A 17,363-nucleotide genomic window follows, 5' to 3' on the forward strand; every position below is an offset into this window, starting at 1 on the left:
TTACAACGCGTTATTATTATTAGGGTGACTGAAAACAATGAGTAGAGTGGCTCAAAAACACGCGCCCGCAGGTTTTGTAAATGTAGAATACAAGTGGTTCAAAACAAGTCGTTTTATCACATTCATAATTAGGCAAACACTAGGAACAAAAATGACACTATTTACCTTATTGATTATTATGGCCTTAGAACGCGTCAGCAATAAATCAAAAGAGTTTCACATCACTAGTATTGCGAGAAAATATTTTGCGTTGTTGACATCTAAATCTAAGATAGATATCAGTCAACCAAATCTTGTTGGTATCATAATAATTGCTGGCATTCCTGCATTGATTATGTGGATACTGGTTGTCAACTTAACTGGCTTACTAGTTTTTATTCTATATTTATTGAGTTTATGGATTTGCTTAGGTTGTCCAGTGACCCGTAAAACCTTTAAACGATATTTGCAATCGGCCAATAAAGAGGATTTTGAAGCTTGTTCACTGCATAGTATTTCGCTTGGCAATGTAGATGGAGAGTTATCAAATGTTGGTAAACAACTAATACTCGTCAATTATCGTCAATATGCTAGCGTAATTTTGTTTTTTATCTTTCTAGGTTTACCTGGTATGGTTTTCTATTCGCTGATTAAAGAATTAAAATCTAATCAAATAGAAGAAGCGCTCGACAATATTGAAAACGACGCTGAAGCACAAGAAAGTGCAAATCAGACACGAAATACCCTTGATGAAGTGCTTTTCATACTCGATTGGATTCCAGCGAGATTAACCGCTTTTGGCTATCTAATCGTCGGCCATTTCAGTAATGGTTTAGTCGCTTGGATGGATGTGATTTTCAATGTTAATTTACCAATTTATGATCTGTTAGCAAAAGTTGCCAAAGCTAGTGAAGAGCATAAAGAGACACAAAACATCTATCTGACTGAACCTTTACAAATGGTTAAGCTCGCAAAACGCAACATTATTTTCATTTTGATGGGACTTTCAATAGGCACTTTGGTCGGAGTTGTTGCCTAATTACTTTACTTTTACATTTCTTCCATTAAAATATGCTGGTTAATTGGTAATACCAATGTTGTTTGTTGCTATTTAATGAACAAGTGTGGTCAGGAAATTGATGATAAAGAGAATATGTAAATGATTAGGCAAGCAAAGCTATCTGATGTTATTACAGAAAGACTAGAGTCGATGATAATTGATGGCACCTTAGCGGCTGGCGAAAAATTATTGCCTGAGCGAGAACTTGCCACTAAATTTCAGGTGTCCCGACCTTCACTGCGAGAAGCTATTCAAAATCTACAAGTAAAAGGTCTTATTCAACGCAAACAAGGCGGTGGTACATTCGTATCAGAGCATCTTAACAAAAGGCTCTCAGATCCTCTTTTAGAACTTATCTCAAAGCGCCCTGAAACACAGTTTGACTTGCTTGAATTTAGACATTCTTTGGAAGGCATGGCCGCCTTTTACGCAGCGCTGCGAGGTAACGAAAACGATCATCTGGCTTTACAAGCTGCTCTCGATAACATCTATTGCATTGATTACAAAGAACACCCAGACGACGAAGCAAAAGCACTGGCTGATTTTTATATGGTGATGGCAAAAGCATCTCAAAATATGGTTTTGGTACAAGTTATGCAAGCGATGCGCCTAATGTTAATCGACAATATTAAGCAAAATCTCAATATGCTACGCCAAGGTCTATCACCTGAAAAAAATGTGGAAGCAACCATCGCTCAGCATAGAGCGGAAATTATTGCTGCCATAGTCGCTAGGAATCCTCAATCGGCAAGAGACGCAAGTCATAAGCATTTGTCGTTTGTTGAAAAAACCTTGCTCGAAATAAACCAGAATCAAGCCGACGTTCAGCGCAGTATTCGTCGCATTGTTAGCAACAATTAGTGTATACAATTAGCACAAAAATTACTCAGTTAATACCGTTTAATACGTTTAATAAATGAATAGGAAAAAAATATGGCCGATGTGAATCATGCAGATGTCGATCCGATTGAAACGCAAGAATGGGTTGATGCCTTAGAAGCTGTTCTAGAAACCGAAGGTGTCGATAGAGCGCATTATCTGCTCGAGTCTCTTATTGAAAAAGCACGTCGAAATGGTGCACATTTGCCATACGATGCGACCACAGCATATATTAATACTATCCCCGCTGGGCAAGAGCCTACAATGCCAGGCGACCACACAATAGAAACAAAAATACGTAATGCTATTCGTTGGAATGCTTTAATGATGGTCTTGCGTGGCTCTAAGAAAGACTTAGAGCTTGGTGGTCATATTTCAAGTTTTGCTTCGTCGGCAATGCTTTATGATGTTGGATTTAACCACTTCTTCAATGCGCCTACTGACGACAACGGTGGAGACTACTTGTTTGTGCAAGGGCATGTTTCTCCGGGGATATACTCAAGAGCTTTTATTGAAGGCCGTTTAAGTGCAGGTCAACTTGACATGTTTAGGCAAGAAGTTGATGGCGAAGGTATATCATCATATCCACATCCGAAATTAATGCCGGATTTTTGGCAGTTTCCAACCGTTTCGATGGGTTTAGGCCCAATGCAAGCAATTTATTTGGCGCGCTTCTTAAAGTATTTGACTAACCGCGGTTTGAAGGACTGTTCAAATCAACGAGTCTGGTGTTTCATGGGTGACGGTGAAGTTGATGAGCCAGAAAGTTTAGGTGCAATTGGTTTAGCGTCGCGTGAAAACCTCGATAACCTTACGTTTGTGATCAATTGTAATTTACAGCGTTTAGATGGCCCTGTTCGAGGCAATGGTAAAATCATCCAAGAATTAGAAGGTACTTTCCGAGGTGCAGGATGGGAAGTTATTAAGGTCATTTGGGGTCGTTATTGGGATTCTTTATTAGCCCGCGATACTTCAGGAAAATTACTCGATGTAATGAACGAAACTGTTGATGGCGAATATCAAAACTATAAAGCAAAAGGCGGCGCGTATACTCGCGATAATTTCTTTGGCAAGTACCCAGAATTAAAAGAAATGGTTGCTAACATGTCAGACGAAGACATTTGGCGCTTAAATCGTGGTGGGCACGATCCAGTGAAAGTATATGCGGCTTATAAGCGCGCGACTGAAACAGTTGGACGTCCTCAAGTTATCCTTGCTAAAACAGTAAAAGGTTATGGATTAGGCGATGCGGGTGAAGGTAAAAATATTGCCCACAATGTGAAAAAAATGGACGTTGACTCAGTCAAACAATACCGTGACAGATTCAACATTCCAGTTTCTGACGAAGCTTGTGCAAACTTGGACTATTACAAGTTTGATGAAGATAGCCCAGAAATGAAATACATGCGCGAAAAACGTGAAGCATTGAATGGCTACATGCCGGTACGCAGGGCAAAAAGCACTGAAGAGCTTCCTGCTCCGCCATTGAAGGCCTTTGAAGCAATTACTAAAGGCTCTGGCGAGCGCGAAATTTCTACAACCATGGCTTTTGTTCGTGTGTTGACTGTTATGCTAAAAGACAAGCAAATGGGCCAACGAGTTGTGCCTATTATTCCTGACGAAGCTAGAACATTCGGAATGGAAGGCCTATTCCGTCAAGTTGGTATTTATAGTAATTCAGGACAAAAATATATTCCTCAAGACAAGGACCAAGTTGCTTATTATCGTGAAGATAAAAAAGGACAAGTGTTACAAGAAGGCATTAATGAATTAGGCGCGATGTCGTCTTTTGTGGCAGCAGGTACCTCATATTCATTGAATAACTTACCTATGTTGCCAGTTTATATATATTATTCTATGTTTGGTTTCCAGCGTGTAGGCGATATGGCATGGGCAGCGGGTGATTCACAAACACGTGGTTTCTTAGTCGGCGGCACAGCGGGGCGCACCACGCTAAACGGAGAAGGCTTACAGCATCAAGATGGTCACAGTCATATTCAAGCTGGTCTGATTCCAAATTGTATAAGTTATGACCCGACTTATGGTTATGAAGTTGCGGTAATCGTGCAAGACGGTATTCGTCGCATGCTAGAAGACCAAGAAAATGTTTTTTATTACCTAACGGTGATGAACGAAAACTATGTTCAACCAGAAATGCCCAAAGGATGCGAAGAAGGTATCCTTAAAGGCATTTATCTATTGGATAAAGTAGGTCCTGCAAAATCCAAGCTTAATGTTAAGTTGGTAGGTTCTGGCACCATTTTAGAACAAGTTCGAGCAGCAGCTAGTTTACTGGCTGAAGATTATGGTGTGTCGTGTGAAGTATACAGCGCACCATCTTTTAATGAATTAGGCCGAGATGGAAGCGATTGTGATCGTTTTAATATGCGAAATTCTAGAGCGAAAGCAAAAGTGCCATACATAACTCAAGTACTCAGCGATGGCAATGACGGACCAACAGTTGTAGCCACTGATTACATGAAACAATATGCGGAGCAAGTACGCGCTTATGTGCCGGGTTCATATAGGGTGCTCGGTACAGATGGCTTTGGTCGTTCTGATAGCCGTCCAAATTTGCGCAATCATTTCGAAGTGGATGCTCAGAATGTAGCGTTTGCGGCTTTATATGAATTATTTAAAGCCGGTGATCTGAAAGCCGCTGATCTGGCGAAAGCACAAAAAGCGCTGAAGATTGATGGCGATAAAATTAACCCACTTTACGCTTAATAGGAGTACTAATCATGGCTGATTTACAAGATATCATAGTGCCCGACGTTGGTGGCGAAGAAGTTGAGATAATCGAAGTCTGCGTGTCTGTCGGTGAGGCGGTTGAAGCTGAGGCAGCATTTGTGACGGTGGAAAGTGACAAAGCGAGCATGGATATTCCCGTTCCGTTTGATGGCACCATAAAAGAAATTAAGATAGCTGTAGGTGACAAAATTAAAGAAGGGGATTTACTCGGAACTGCAGAGCTTGCTGGCGCAAGCACAAGTGCTGAAAATGACAGCCCTGTTGCAGAAACGGCACCAGCAGAAGCACCAGCATCGACACCAGCAGCAGAACCTGCTCAATCATCATCAGCAACTGCAGTCGGCGCGACTATAGAGGTAACGGTTCCCGATATCGGTGATGCTACAGATGTTGAAATTATAGAATTGCTCGTGAATGTGGGTGATACTGTTGCTGAGGAAGATGGTCTTATAACACTTGAAACAGATAAAGCCACTATGGATGTGCCTGCACCACAAGCAGGGAAAGTTGTAGCAATGGCTGTTGGTGTGGGTGATAAAGTATCAGAGGGCAGTTTAGTTTTAACGCTTGAGGTAACTTCCGATGCGGGTGCCCCTACTGAAGCGCAAGCTGAAGTGCAAGCAACGCCAAAGGCCGAGTCTGTTTCTGTCGCTCCCACATCTGCAAGTGTGATAGAAGTGACAGTACCAGACATTGGCGACGCAAATGATGTTGATATTATTGAAGTGTTAGTCAATGAAGGAGACGCTGTTGCTGAAGAAGATGGTTTGATAACGCTCGAAACAGACAAAGCAACCATGGATGTGCCCGCACCACAGGCCGGTAAAGTTGTCAGCTTAAAAGTGAAAGTAGGTGATAAAGTATCTGAAGGTAGTCTAGTGCTAACACTGGAAGTGGCTGGTCAAGCTAAAGCTGCGCCAGCACCATCAGTTGCTGCAGAGCAGTCTATTAAAGCAGCCCCTACAGCAGCTCCGTCAGCCCCTGCTGCTCAAAAAGCGCCGCCGGTTCCGCATCATCCTTCAGCCGCAAAAATTAGTAAAACTGGTCGGGTTTATGCCTCACCATCAGTTCGACGACTCGCGCGTGAATTTGGTGTGGATTTAAGTGCTGTAAGTGGCAGTGGTCGTAAATCGAGAATTTTGAAAGAAGACGTACAATCCTACGTCAAATACGAGCTTTCACGTCCTAAAATGTCACCAGGCTCGAACGTAAGCGAAGGTTCAGGTGGCTTGCAAGTGCTACCTCCACCAAAGGTGGATTTTGCCAAATTTGGCGAGGTAGAAGAAGTACCTTTAACACGCATTCAAAAGCTATCGGGACCAAATTTACATCGGAATTGGGTCACTATTCCTCATGTAACTCAGTTTGAAGAAGCTGACATTACCGAGCTTGAAGCATTCCGTAAAGAGCAAAATCAAATAGCAGAAAAGCGCAAGTTAGGGGTCAAAATAACGCCATTAGTATTTATGATGAAAGCCGTTGCAGATGCTTTGAAGGCATACCCAACATTTAATTCGTCGCTGTCTGCTTCTGGTGAAAGTCTAGTCATGAAAAAATATTTTCACATAGGCATTGCTGTTGATACCCCGGGGGGACTCGTTGTTCCTGTGGTGAAAGACGTCGATAAAAAAGGCGTTTTGGAGATTTCTCGTGAACTAACAGAAATCAGTATGAAAGCCAGAGATGGCAAGCTCAAAGCTGCAGATATGCAGGGTAGTTGTTTTACAATATCGAGTCTAGGTGGTATCGGTGGAACAGCATTTACGCCTATTGTAAATGCGCCCGATGTCGCCATATTAGGCGTATCAAAAAGTGAAATCAAACCAAAGTGGAATGGCAAGGATTTTGCGCCTAGGTTAATGTTGCCCTTGTCATTGTCGTATGACCATAGAGTGATAGACGGTGCTTTGGCTGCTAGGTTTGCAGTACATTTAGCCGATTGTTTGGGTGATATACGCAGAATTTTGTTGTAATAAAACGTGGTTAGTTGTTGTTAAAAACTAGCAAAGCAATATATGGATTTAGCCGATTAAACAGCTAAATACGGATGAATTAGCGTAGTATTTGCATTAGAATACGCGCAAAGAGATAGTTCTCAATTTAAGGTGTGAGCGAAAGTATGAGTGAAATCAAAACACAATTAGTGGTACTTGGTGCAGGTCCTGGTGGTTACTCTGCTGCCTTTAGAGCAGCAGATATGGGCATAGAAGCAGTTATTGTTGATGTAAGAGAAACACTTGGTGGCGTTTGTTTGAACGTTGGGTGTATTCCTTCAAAGGCGCTATTGCATGTTGCGAAAGTGATTCAAGAAGCGAAGCATTTGTCCAGCCAAGGTGTGACTTTTGGTGAGCCAACTTTCGATTTAGATAAAATAAGAGCGTCGAAAGATGCTGTAGTCTCGCAGTTAACCAAAGGTTTAGCGGGCATGTCTAAAATGCGCAAAGTAAAACATGTGCAAGGTTACGGCAAATTTACCGGTGCAAACACACTTGTTGTTGAAGGTGATAAGGGTACAACCACTATTACTTTTGATAATGCAATTATTGCTGCAGGGTCAGAGCCGGTTGCCTTGCCATTTGTACCGAAAGATGACGACCGCATTATGGATAGCACTGGCGCACTCGAGATGAAAGACATCCCAGAGAAGATGCTTATTTTAGGTGGCGGTATCATTGGTCTTGAAATGGGAACTGTTTATCACGCCTTGGGTTCTCAAATCGATGTGGTTGAGTTTTTAGATCAACTAGTACCAGCTGCTGATAAAGACGTTATGAAAGTCTACATGAAAACCATCAAAGGCAAATTCAATACCATGCTTGAAACTAAAGTAACGGCTGTTGAATCTAAGGATGACGGTGTTTATGTGAGCTTTGAAGGAAAGCAAGCGCCTGCTGAAGCGGTACGCTATGACCGCGTACTGGTTGCTGTAGGACGCCGTCCAAATGGCTCTTTGGTTGATGCTGAAAAAGCCGGTGTTAACGTGGATGAGCGAGGCTTTATTAATGTAGACAAACAAATGCGTACTAATGTCGATAATATATTTGCGATTGGTGATTTAGTCGGTCAACCGATGCTTGCTCACAAAGCGGTACACGAAGGTCACGTTGCTGCCGAAGTCATTGCTGGCAAAAAACACTACTTCGACCCACGTGGCATTCCTTCTGTTGCCTATACTGAACCCGAAATTGCCTGGGTTGGTTTGACTGAAAAAGAAGCGAAAGAACAGGGCGTAAGTTACGAAGCCGCAACCTTCCCTTGGGCTGCATCAGGAAGAGCAATTGCATCACAAGCAACTGATGGGATGACTAAACTTTTGTTTGAAAAAGACAGTGGTCGTGTTATCGGTGGCGCCATTATAGGTACTAATGCGGGTGAAATGCTCGGTGAAATTGGCTTAGCCATTGAAATGGGCGCTGATGCAGAAGATGTTGCTTTAACAGTGCACGCTCACCCAACGCTAAATGAGTCTATTGGACTAGCAGCTGAAATTTTCGAGGGAAGCATCACAGATATGCCAAACCCAAAAGCGAAAAAGAAATAAGCTATATCAAGAAAGCTTAATTCTATAAAAGGAACTCAATTGAGTTCCTTTTTTTCGCCCCTAAAAAAAAGCGATCCCCAGTCTGTGCGGGGGGAAGAGTGATAAGTAGTTTGTAGGTAAGGATTTTAAGGTATCAAAAGGCATGGATGCCTTTTGCTAAGCGGCCATGGATGGCGCAAAGCGTCCTTAAAATCCTTACCTACAAACTACCAATGAATTTCCCCCGCACAGACTGAGGCTCGCTTTTTCAAAGGTCGTTGATAGAGACGCAACATTTAATCACTACGTTTTTTATGCTTGATGCTGGTTTTATAAGCAATTGTCCTTATAATTGCGTTTCGTTATTTTTTGAAGAGCCTCCATGCAGCAATTAGAGTTTTTTGAAATTCCCAGTCCTTGTATTGGTGTTTGTGAGTCGGGTGCTCGCGGTTACTGTACTGGTTGTTTTAGAAGCCGAGAAGAGCGTTTGCACTGGCATAGCGTGGATGATGGCACAAAACGTATCATTGTAAATGCATGTAATCGTCGTAAACGTGCATTTTTGGCAAAACAAAACTCACAAAAGAATCCCGATACACATTTCCAACAAGATGACCTGTTTTGACAGAGTTTTAAACATAGTTGATCTTAAAAAGTATTAAATAATGACAACAAGTATTAAATACTTTACACATCTTGGTCGATACACAGTTTATAATGAGTCTCAAAATAACCGAGAGTGAAAATGTCTATCAACCCACTTATAAAGCACGCAAGCAAAAATTTTACATTGCCAGATACGTGCATTCGCTTGCGTCACATCTTAGATGATCCAAAATCAAGCTTAGATGATATTGCCAAAGTGATGTCGGTTGATCCTAACTTAAGCGCAAAAGTGTTAAAATTGGCTAACAGTGCGCTATTTCGATTCCCTTCTCAAGTTTCATCTATTTCAAAAGCATTGAGCGTTATTGGCGGAGAAGCCGCATATAATATCTCAATGGCGCAAACTGCAAATTTGGCGTTTAAGTCGGTTAATGGTGCTTGTCTTAACTTTAAGTCTTTTTGGGAAAAATCAGTCTGTACAGGCATCATAGCAAAATCCTTATACCAACAAATTCAAAAACGAGGCAGTGAGCGTTACTTTGTGATGGGTATCATGCTGAATTTGAGTGAATTGGTTGTCGCTGACCACCTAGATACTAAATATCGGACGTATTTAAGTAACAAAGTAAATAGATTACCCCTAGAAACTCAGCGTGAAAGCCTTGGCTTTTGTTTCAGTCATTGTTCTGGGCGTGTATTGGAAGCGTGGAATTTACCAGAGAGCATTTATGCCCCTATGGCAAATTTGAGCCTGTATCCTAACCAACAATTTGGACTGGATGAAAGCATATTGTATGCAGCTGCAACAATGGCAGATTTACAACTAGGAAAAGAATTATTGACTAGGACTGATGTCAATATGCAGGCGTTTCAATCTATTGGCCTAGAGGGCCACGAATATGATATTATTCTACAGTTCGCGCAAACAGAAGCTGGTAAGATTGCTCAAGCAATTGGCTAATATCATTAATTGACAATAATAAGTGCGTGACGTTAATAATATAAGATCGCGCTAATGTTGAAAAAAACCAAAACAAGCTTACTAGCTGGCTTATTTGCATTCATGTGTATGAGCATATTTTGTTGTGGCACGTTGAGTGCGCAACAAAAAGCGTCAGACTTCTTTAAAAACCCCAGTAAAGAAAAAAATATTCTTACCTCGTTGTTTGATCGTAAAAATGACAATAAAAAGCGTAAAAAAGACGTAAAACCATTTACGCTCGCAGGCGAGGCTGGCCTCCTCACTACAACCGGTAATACCGAAACTAGTATCATCAAGGTGGCGATGGAATCGACTCATGAATTAAAAAATTGGAGCAATCGCTATCAATCCCAATTTTTACAAAGAACCAACACGGTGATTCGAGAGGGTGAAAAAGTCGACATTAATACACGCAGACTAGAAATATCAGCACAACTAGATTATAAACTGCTTAAAGATAGCAATCGTTTATTTGTGTATGCTGAATATGACGATAATGAATTCAACCGTTTGCGGGATCAAGCTACTTTGGTATTGGGTTGGAGCCAAGTCATGTGGCAAAAGGATCGTTCGCAATTTCGTTATAGTATTGGTCCGGGGTATAGCCACCTTTTACAAGACCGAACAGACACCCGAATAGAAGAAATGATTGTTCGTGGAACAGTATATTACAATCATATATTCAGAAATGATGCTCGTTTTGTACAAACGGTTTCGGCAGAGTTAGGTGAAGTGATTAGTAAAGCAAGAACACGTTCATCGCTCAGCGCTAAAGTGTTTGATAAACTGGCGATGAAGTTTTCAGTTGATTTAATTTACAATGATAACGTTGCTAGCCAAGACAGCGTATTGTCGACACAAACCAGTGTTTCTATGGTTTATCAGTTTTTTTAAGTTGCTTTAAACAATAAAAACGCTACAATGCGCTGTTTTTATTATGCGCAAAAAATATACGCCCCAAGGTTGTTTTCTTTAGATTAATAAGGACAGGTGGGTTGACTAGAATCACAAAAAAGGAAGTCTTATGAAAAAACAATTTATTTCTGTGGCTATTTTAGCTGCTATTGCGGCAACGCCAGTGGTGGCCGAAGAAGAAAAAGCATTAACAATGGACGGTGAATTTGGTTTCATCTTCACTTCGGGTAATACTGAAACAACTTCTGCCAGTGCAGGTTTTAACGCTAAGCAAGAATTAGATAAATGGAGCAATGAATATATTGTAAAAGGGCTCTATAAGAAAGATACTATTGCGAATGAGGACGGTGAAGACACCGAAAGAACGACCGCACAGAAGTTTTTTGCATCTGCACAAGGTAACTACAAACTAGAAAATCCTGATCATCGTTTGTTTGCATTTGCTTCATATGAAGATGACAGATTTAGTAACTTTAAGTATCAAGGCACAGTGGCTGCTGGTTGGAACCAAAAGCTTTGGGGCGACGAAAAAAGTAGTTTTGAATACAGTATTGGCCCTGGTTATTCTTTTGCCGAAGATCAAACTGGTGAAAGTGTTAATGGCGCTATTGTTCGTGGCGCAGTGAATTATAACTGGAATATTTCAGAAACATCTCGTTTTACTCAAACATTTAGCACTGAAATTGGTTCTGATAATACTAAATCTCGCGCAGAAAGTGCACTTTCTGCACAAATAGCCGGAGGCTTGTCGATGAAGTTTTCTGTTAAGTTTGATCACAATACTGATGTAGCAGACGGCATAGACAAACTAGATACCGAAACTGCAGTGACATTGGTATACAGCTTCTTTTAAGGTTTTCTTAACCTGAAAAAAAGGGAATGTAAATTCCCTTTTTTTGTGTCTTTAGTAAAGTTGTTGGTCCACGGATCGTTTAATGCAGGATACGTGACTTTATCGTACCTTCTATAGCGGATAATTGTGCTAAGCCCTCAACCGCATTTTTAGCGTCTATATCAATAACGACATAACCAATATCTTCATCTGTCTGCAAATATTGAGCTGCAATATTGATGTTTTTATCAGCAAACGCATGGTTGATTTGGGTCAATATGCCGGGACGATTAAAGTGAATATGCAACAACCTAGATCTTTCCGCATGCTCGGGTAACGACACTTCAGGAAAGTTAACAGCAGAAAGGGTTGAACCATTGTCACTATATTTTACTAGTTTGCCAGCGACTTCAGTGCCAATGTTTTGTTGGGCTTCTTGCGTAGAACCACCCACATGCGGCGTTAAAATAACATTATCGAATTCTCTAAGAGGCGAAATAAATTCTTCATTATTCGATTTAGGTTCAACAGGGAAAACGTCTATAGCAGCACCACTTAATTTACCATTTTGCAAAGCATTATATAATGCAGGAATGTCAATAACGGTGCCTCTTGCTGCATTTATTAATATGGCGCCATCTTTCATTTGATTGAGTTCTTTCTCACCAATCATATTTTGTGTATGCACAGTTTCAGGTACATGTAAGCTCACCACATCTGAGCTTTCTAGAAGAGCTTTTAATGAAAGTGTTTGAGTTGAATTGCCCAATACTAGTTTGTTTTCAATATCATAAAACTGAACGCGCATACCTAAGTGCTCGGCCAATATACTTAGTTGCGTTCCAATATGTCCATAACCAATTATGCCCAATGTTTTACCACGTGCTTCGTAGCTACCTAGCGCACTCTTTTCCCATTCGCCGCGATGGGCTTTTGCATTTTTACTGGGTATGCCACGTAATAAAATGATAATTTGTCCAAGCACTAATTCTGCTACCGAACGTGTATTGGAAAATGGCGCATTAAATACCACAATGCCTTTTTGCTTTGCAGCGGCTAAATCTACCTGGTTAGTACCAATACAAAAACAACCAACAGCGACTAATTTATTGGCAGCATTTAATACTTTATCAGTGAGCTGAGTTCTGGAGCGAATACCGACAAAGTGTGCATCTTTGATTTTTTCAATTAATTCATTTTCAGGCAGCGAGGTCTTCAATGATTCCACATTTGAATAACCGTTTGCCGAAAATGTATCCAAGGCACTTTGATGCAGGCCCTCTAGTAAAAGAATACGAATTTTACTTTTTGATAAGGACTTTTTGCTCATTTTGGGTATAGATCCTTCTGCAGGTAGTAGTTATAAATTTGTTTTAACGAAGATGACAGCCATAAGACATCTAGACGTCTATTTAAGTGCGTGAAAGATATCAAAAATAGCTAGATAAGCAAGTGAAATATCGTCAGCACATGCCCTTAATTTATTTCCGTCACACCACTTTCATCGCCGATTAAGACAATATTTGCGCCTCGGACAGCAAATAAACCATTCGTGACGACGCCAACAATCTGATTTAATTGAGATTCGAGCTTAATTGGGTCGACAATTGATAAATTATGTACATCAATTATATGATTTCCATTATCGGTAACAGTGCCCATTCTATACTCTGGGTCGCCGCCCAACTTTACAATTTCTCTCGCCACGTAAGAACGAGCGAGCGGAATTACTTCAACGGGCAGGGGAAAAGAGCCAAGTATCGGTACTTGTTTTGTATCATCGATAATACAAACAAATGTTTTAGCTACTGCCGATACGATTTTCTCTCTAGTTAATGCCGCACCACCGCCCTTTATCATATGCTTGTGTTCAGTAATTTCATCCGCACCATCCACATAAATATCTAAACTGTCGACTTCGTTTAGATCGAAAACTTCTATTCCATGTGCTTTTAAACGTTTGGTAGATGCTTCTGAACTTGAAACTGCGCCTTTAATTTTATGTTTTATCGACGCTAAAGCATCAATAAAATAATTCACAGTAGAGCCTGTACCTACACCAACAATCGTGTCATTTAACACAAATTTGCAAGCGGCTTCTGCTGCTGCTTGTTTTTTTTCGTCTTGAGAAAAACTCATGATGTGTGGTCCCGTTTATTTTACTAACTAATGAATTAAAAACGATAAAGACGAGATGGCGTCAATACTTTTGTTAATGGCACGTCCCATTTTTCGTTGGGCAATGATAGCGCTTTTTGTATATCATAAGCTAGCCCAATTAGTTCTATTTGCGGCTTATTTTTATGACTTAATTTGTTTATTGCCGAGAGAGTTCGATCATAATAACCTCCTCCCATTCCTAAGCGATTACCATGCTCATCAAAACACACAAGTGGGACCAACATAGTATCCAGTTCAGCAAGTGGTATAACGTTTCTAACATCCAATATCGGTTCTGCTATTGCATACTTATTATGTGTCATGGGTGTTGTTTGAGCGTAGCGAATAAATAACAAATGGCCTTTACAAAAAGGGTGCAAAACGGGTACGTAGACGTCAATGTTGAGCTGCCACAAAAATGAAATAAGAGGTGCGGTATCGAGTTCAGCTTTGTTAGTAATATAAAGCGCCACTTTTTGAAGCTTGGGACTCATGACGTTTCTTTGGAAACATTCCAATAAACGCAATGCTTGTTCTTTTTGTTGTTTTGGACTGACGCTATTGCGAATGTTTATATAATGCTGCCGTAAACTATTCCGGCTATGGCTCTGTTGTTCTAAAGACGGCCGTTGCGATGAATTTTCCGTCGACATATTCTTGCTATTACCCAATAGATATTTTGTTATTCATAATATAGTTTGCAAAAGACGACTAAAGAGCATAGGTATTCGTAAATAACGCTGTTAATTTAGCGTGGTCGACTTTTGTGGCAACATTGACCTGCTTACTCTCAAGCCAAAGAGGGCTTTGAGTACTGCCAATTGGGGCAAATGCTGTTTGGCCTCTGTCGAGTTCACTTGTGCCAATTCTCATATGGCCTTTTGTCATTTCAAATAGGTCGGGTTGCAGCATAAAGGCCAAAGGAAAAGCGTCATGGAAAAAACATACTCGCTCCGGGGTATTTTGCGAATAAAAATCCATATAAAACTGACTGGCCTTAGCAACAAACCCGCCCAATGTTGGGTTAGCTTTTGCAAGATCGTCAACAAAAGTTGGAGCAAAGGGAATATCATAGGTTACGTCTAAACCAAACATATTAATTTCCCAGTCAGCTGAGAAAACAATATCTGCAGCATGAGCATCATTCCAAATATTGGCCTCGGCCAATGGCGTCACATTACCAGGCGCAAATGCGCTACCGCCCATAATATTGACCGCTTTGATAAGTTTAGGTAAATCCGGGTCTAAACGAAGCGCCAAGGCTAAGTTACCTAAAGGTCCCACTGCAACTATCGTTACTTCACCTGGATATTTATGTGCCATATCAATAATAAATTGGGCAGAAGAACGCGGGTCTAATTCACCTTTAGCTTGAGGGAAGTTAATATTCCCAAAGCCGTCATCACCATGTACAAAGTGTGCATAAGTTGATTCAGGGCCAATCCAAGGCCTGGCGACGCCTTTGCAAACAGGTATATTGAGTTTCGCTAAATCAACAAGGGTAATAGCGTTTTGAGCCGACATGCTAACAGGCACATTGCCAAAAACTGTAGTTAAGCCAAGTACGTCAATATCGGGTGATTGAAATGCAAAAAAGATAGCCATTGCGTCGTCTATACCAGGATCTGTATCTAATATTATTTTTTGGGTCATCTCGATTCCTTATGACGAATACGCTAAATGGATAAAAATTTAGCGACTTCTTGTTGCGTTGGTATTGAAGGCGCTGCTCCGGCTTTTGTAACACACAATGCTGCCGCTGCACAGGCTGTTTTAAGTGCTTGCGTTACTATGACTTCGTTATTTGCGTCTTGTTTGTTCAATATACAATACTGAGCTAAAAAATATCCAATAAAAGTATCTCCAGCGGCTGTAGTGTCGAGCGCTTTAACCTTATAACTGTCGACTTTAATGGTGTTACCATCTTGCATAAAATGAACACCATTTTTGCCCAGAGTAAGAAGTATTTTGGTTTTTGGATACTGTTTAGTAAGTTCTGCACTAGCTTCGTGTATGGTATCAGTCGATGTGAGTTGCATCGCTTCTATTTCGTTCACTATAAGTAAACTTACTTTTTCTAATTCAAGCGTACTGACTTCTTTCGTCATGGGTGCCGGATTAAATGCAATATTGAGCCCTTGAGCACTGGCACTCTCTATAATTTCTGCTATCGCATTAGTTTCATTTTGTAGTAACACCCAATCTGTTTTATCAGCGTTGGATAGCACGTCGTCTATTTGCGTTTTGTTTATACAATGATTAGCGCCAGCATACAGTACAATCGCATTTTCACCCTCATTATTAACTTGAATAATTGCATGGCCGGTGGCGAGTGAATCGATTTTACAAACCCAGTTACAATCAACATTGACATCTTGCATTTGATTTAAAAATGCATGGTCATTGGCATGAATATTACCAACATGCTTAATGTTGGCTCCTGCTTTAGCGCAAGCTATTGACTGATTGGCACCTTTGCCGCCTAATACAGATTTATAAGCACTTGAAGACAGGGTTTCTCCAGGTGCAACAAAATGTTCAACGCTATAAACATGGTCGATATTAATTGACCCAAAATTAATTACTGCCATTTTTCATCTCTGTTTTTATTATTTTTCAGAAGAGGGTGCCTCCCAAAATGCCGCTGTATGCTTTTCGTCCGTGTGCCGAAGTGGACACGGCGGAAGTATCATCATTACCGTAGGCTTCTCGATTCAAGTCGAGCTTGCACAATAGTAATGGAATCAATTTCCTAATTTTATAGCATCGGCCAGGAACATGAAGCAAACTTGCAAACATTCCAGGAAGCATTGTTTCTAGTGTTCTATTACTTTTACGCATTTAGCGCGGCATTAGTTCGTTAATGCCGAAGGCGAATAGTACCGCAAACTGTTACTACAATAAAGCTGCCATTTAGTACTAATATAAAGCACTATTTACACGCTTTACCTTTTGTACTGGTTAATTTCCGCGTTGACAATAGTGTTATCGACAGCTATGTCTGTTTTGTTTAAAAAACTTCTGAGTTTTGCTACCATTACCCAATTAAATTCAACACCAACTAGTGCGTGGCTGACTTGTCTAACAATTACAATTCTTACGAATCAATCTCTACCATTCTACAACAGCACGATGTGGTAGTGGATGCTGCTGAAATACAGGGTATCCTATGCGGCATGCTAGCGGGTGGCATGGATCTCGACGATCGTGAATGGACCAATGCCTTAAATGACGTCGTTAATCAAGGTGATAAAATGCACCCTAAGGTTATTGACCAAACTACACAAATGTACGATAAACTTTGCCAAGAATTTGTAGAAGCCGATTTTGCCCTTAAAATGTGTTTGCCAAATGATGACGAACCTTTGAACGAAAGAGGAAAGGCTTTAGTCAGTTGGGTACAAGGCTTTATGCTTGGTTTTGGCCTACAACAACAAGATCTAAGCAACTGTTCAGAAGAAGTAAAAGAAGCCCTTGATGACTTCTCACAAATTTCCAAAATGGACGAAGAAATGACAGATGACGAAGAATCTGAGCAAGCATTTTTTGAAGTTGTTGAATACGTACGCATTGGCACAATGCTGTGTTTTAACGAAATGGGTAAGTCGCTTTTAGATTCTCGCCAGCAGGCTCCGGTTATTCATTAGAGTAAGGTGTCCACTAGGGTGAAAGCTCATTG

Annotated in this window: 15 protein-coding genes and 1 other RNA gene; 10 read left to right on the forward strand and 6 right to left on the reverse strand. The window is 40.7% G+C overall.

The window, feature by feature from the left end; genetic code table 11:
* Positions 1-151: 151 nt before the first annotated feature.
* From ampE to RM552_RS01545, 9 genes are all read left to right on the forward strand, one after another.
* Positions 152-1,018, forward strand: coding sequence for a regulatory signaling modulator protein AmpE (ampE, locus tag RM552_RS01505; RefSeq protein WP_311367028.1), 867 nt, complete (start codon positions 152-154; stop codon positions 1,016-1,018).
* A gap of 120 nt (positions 1,019-1,138) precedes the next feature.
* Positions 1,139-1,900 carry a GntR family transcriptional regulator gene (locus tag RM552_RS01510; protein WP_432277173.1) on the forward strand — a complete coding sequence of 254 codons (762 nt, stop codon included), beginning with the start codon at positions 1,139-1,141 and terminating at the stop codon, positions 1,898-1,900.
* A 72-nt stretch (positions 1,901-1,972) separates the two neighbouring features.
* Positions 1,973-4,645 (forward strand): pyruvate dehydrogenase (acetyl-transferring), homodimeric type, encoded by a 2,673-nt coding sequence (gene aceE, locus RM552_RS01515; RefSeq protein WP_311367029.1) that lies wholly within the window; start codon positions 1,973-1,975, stop codon positions 4,643-4,645.
* A 14-nt stretch (positions 4,646-4,659) separates the two neighbouring features.
* Positions 4,660-6,642: a dihydrolipoyllysine-residue acetyltransferase gene (gene aceF / locus RM552_RS01520; protein WP_311367030.1), complete on the forward strand. Its 1,983-nt coding sequence runs from the start codon at positions 4,660-4,662 to the stop codon at positions 6,640-6,642.
* Positions 6,643-6,788: 146 nt separating this feature from the next.
* Positions 6,789-8,210: a dihydrolipoyl dehydrogenase gene (gene lpdA / locus RM552_RS01525; RefSeq protein ID WP_311367031.1), complete on the forward strand. Its 1,422-nt coding sequence runs from the start codon at positions 6,789-6,791 to the stop codon at positions 8,208-8,210.
* Between the two features lie 361 nt (positions 8,211-8,571).
* A complete protein-coding gene (locus RM552_RS01530) occupies positions 8,572-8,814 on the forward strand; it encodes a DUF1289 domain-containing protein (protein ID WP_311367032.1) in 243 nt (80 codons plus the stop codon).
* Positions 8,815-8,934: 120 nt separating this feature from the next.
* Entirely contained in the window at positions 8,935-9,756 is an 822-nt protein-coding gene (locus tag RM552_RS01535) for an HDOD domain-containing protein (RefSeq protein WP_311367033.1), read from the forward strand.
* Between the two features lie 54 nt (positions 9,757-9,810).
* Positions 9,811-10,671 carry a DUF481 domain-containing protein gene (locus RM552_RS01540; RefSeq protein WP_311367034.1) on the forward strand — a complete coding sequence of 287 codons (861 nt, stop codon included), beginning with the start codon at positions 9,811-9,813 and terminating at the stop codon, positions 10,669-10,671.
* A gap of 130 nt (positions 10,672-10,801) precedes the next feature.
* Positions 10,802-11,545, forward strand: coding sequence for a DUF481 domain-containing protein (locus RM552_RS01545; RefSeq protein ID WP_311367035.1), 744 nt, complete (start codon positions 10,802-10,804; stop codon positions 11,543-11,545).
* A gap of 79 nt (positions 11,546-11,624) precedes the next feature.
* Here RM552_RS01545 and serA read toward each other — a convergent pair whose 3' ends face one another.
* The 6 genes from serA to ssrS form a co-directional block, all read right to left on the reverse strand.
* Positions 11,625-12,854 carry a phosphoglycerate dehydrogenase gene (serA, locus tag RM552_RS01550; RefSeq protein WP_311367036.1) on the reverse strand — a complete coding sequence of 410 codons (1,230 nt, stop codon included), beginning with the start codon at positions 12,852-12,854 and terminating at the stop codon, positions 11,625-11,627.
* Positions 12,855-13,000: 146 nt separating this feature from the next.
* Positions 13,001-13,663 (reverse strand): ribose-5-phosphate isomerase RpiA, encoded by a 663-nt coding sequence (rpiA, locus tag RM552_RS01555; protein WP_311367037.1) that lies wholly within the window; start codon positions 13,661-13,663, stop codon positions 13,001-13,003.
* A 35-nt stretch (positions 13,664-13,698) separates the two neighbouring features.
* Positions 13,699-14,337 carry a 5-formyltetrahydrofolate cyclo-ligase gene (locus RM552_RS01560; protein ID WP_311367038.1) on the reverse strand — a complete coding sequence of 213 codons (639 nt, stop codon included), beginning with the start codon at positions 14,335-14,337 and terminating at the stop codon, positions 13,699-13,701.
* A gap of 58 nt (positions 14,338-14,395) precedes the next feature.
* Entirely contained in the window at positions 14,396-15,337 is a 942-nt protein-coding gene (locus tag RM552_RS01565; protein WP_311367039.1) for a nucleoside hydrolase, read from the reverse strand.
* 23 nt (positions 15,338-15,360) lie between these two features.
* The gene (locus RM552_RS01570; protein ID WP_311367040.1) at positions 15,361-16,275 is read right to left on the reverse strand and encodes a ribokinase; all 915 of its coding nucleotides are present in this window, start codon (positions 16,273-16,275) and stop codon (positions 15,361-15,363) included.
* Between the two features lie 35 nt (positions 16,276-16,310).
* Positions 16,311-16,494, reverse strand: a non-coding RNA gene (ssrS, locus tag RM552_RS01575) — 6S RNA.
* A 267-nt stretch (positions 16,495-16,761) separates the two neighbouring features.
* Here ssrS and RM552_RS01580 point away from each other — a divergent pair.
* Positions 16,762-17,331, forward strand: coding sequence for a UPF0149 family protein (locus tag RM552_RS01580; RefSeq protein WP_311367041.1), 570 nt, complete (start codon positions 16,762-16,764; stop codon positions 17,329-17,331).
* Positions 17,332-17,363 lie beyond the last annotated feature (32 nt).

It is taken from the genome of Glaciecola petra (genome assembly GCF_031846345.1).
Taxonomy (GTDB): domain Bacteria; phylum Pseudomonadota; class Gammaproteobacteria; order Enterobacterales; family Alteromonadaceae; genus Glaciecola; species Glaciecola petra.

Excerpts from the sequence above, each read along its gene's own strand:
- ampE (WP_311367028.1), top strand. The coding sequence starts at position 152 with ATGACACTATTTACCTTATTGATTATTATGGCCTTAGAACGCGTCAGC.
- RM552_RS01510 (WP_432277173.1), top strand. The coding sequence starts at position 1,139 with ATGATTAGGCAAGCAAAGCTATCTGATGTTATTACAGAAAGACTAGAG.
- aceE (WP_311367029.1), top strand. The coding sequence starts at position 1,973 with ATGGCCGATGTGAATCATGCAGATGTCGATCCGATTGAAACGCAAGAA.
- aceF (WP_311367030.1), top strand. The coding sequence starts at position 4,660 with ATGGCTGATTTACAAGATATCATAGTGCCCGACGTTGGTGGCGAAGAA.
- lpdA (WP_311367031.1), top strand. The coding sequence starts at position 6,789 with ATGAGTGAAATCAAAACACAATTAGTGGTACTTGGTGCAGGTCCTGGT.
- RM552_RS01530 (WP_311367032.1), top strand. The coding sequence starts at position 8,572 with ATGCAGCAATTAGAGTTTTTTGAAATTCCCAGTCCTTGTATTGGTGTT.
- RM552_RS01535 (WP_311367033.1), top strand. The coding sequence starts at position 8,935 with ATGTCTATCAACCCACTTATAAAGCACGCAAGCAAAAATTTTACATTG.
- RM552_RS01540 (WP_311367034.1), top strand. The coding sequence starts at position 9,811 with ATGTTGAAAAAAACCAAAACAAGCTTACTAGCTGGCTTATTTGCATTC.
- RM552_RS01545 (WP_311367035.1), top strand. The coding sequence starts at position 10,802 with ATGAAAAAACAATTTATTTCTGTGGCTATTTTAGCTGCTATTGCGGCA.
- serA (WP_311367036.1), bottom strand. The coding sequence starts at position 12,854 with ATGAGCAAAAAGTCCTTATCAAAAAGTAAAATTCGTATTCTTTTACTA.
- rpiA (WP_311367037.1), bottom strand. The coding sequence starts at position 13,663 with ATGAGTTTTTCTCAAGACGAAAAAAAACAAGCAGCAGCAGAAGCCGCT.
- RM552_RS01560 (WP_311367038.1), bottom strand. The coding sequence starts at position 14,337 with ATGTCGACGGAAAATTCATCGCAACGGCCGTCTTTAGAACAACAGAGC.
- RM552_RS01565 (WP_311367039.1), bottom strand. The coding sequence starts at position 15,337 with ATGACCCAAAAAATAATATTAGATACAGATCCTGGTATAGACGACGCA.
- RM552_RS01570 (WP_311367040.1), bottom strand. The coding sequence starts at position 16,275 with ATGGCAGTAATTAATTTTGGGTCAATTAATATCGACCATGTTTATAGC.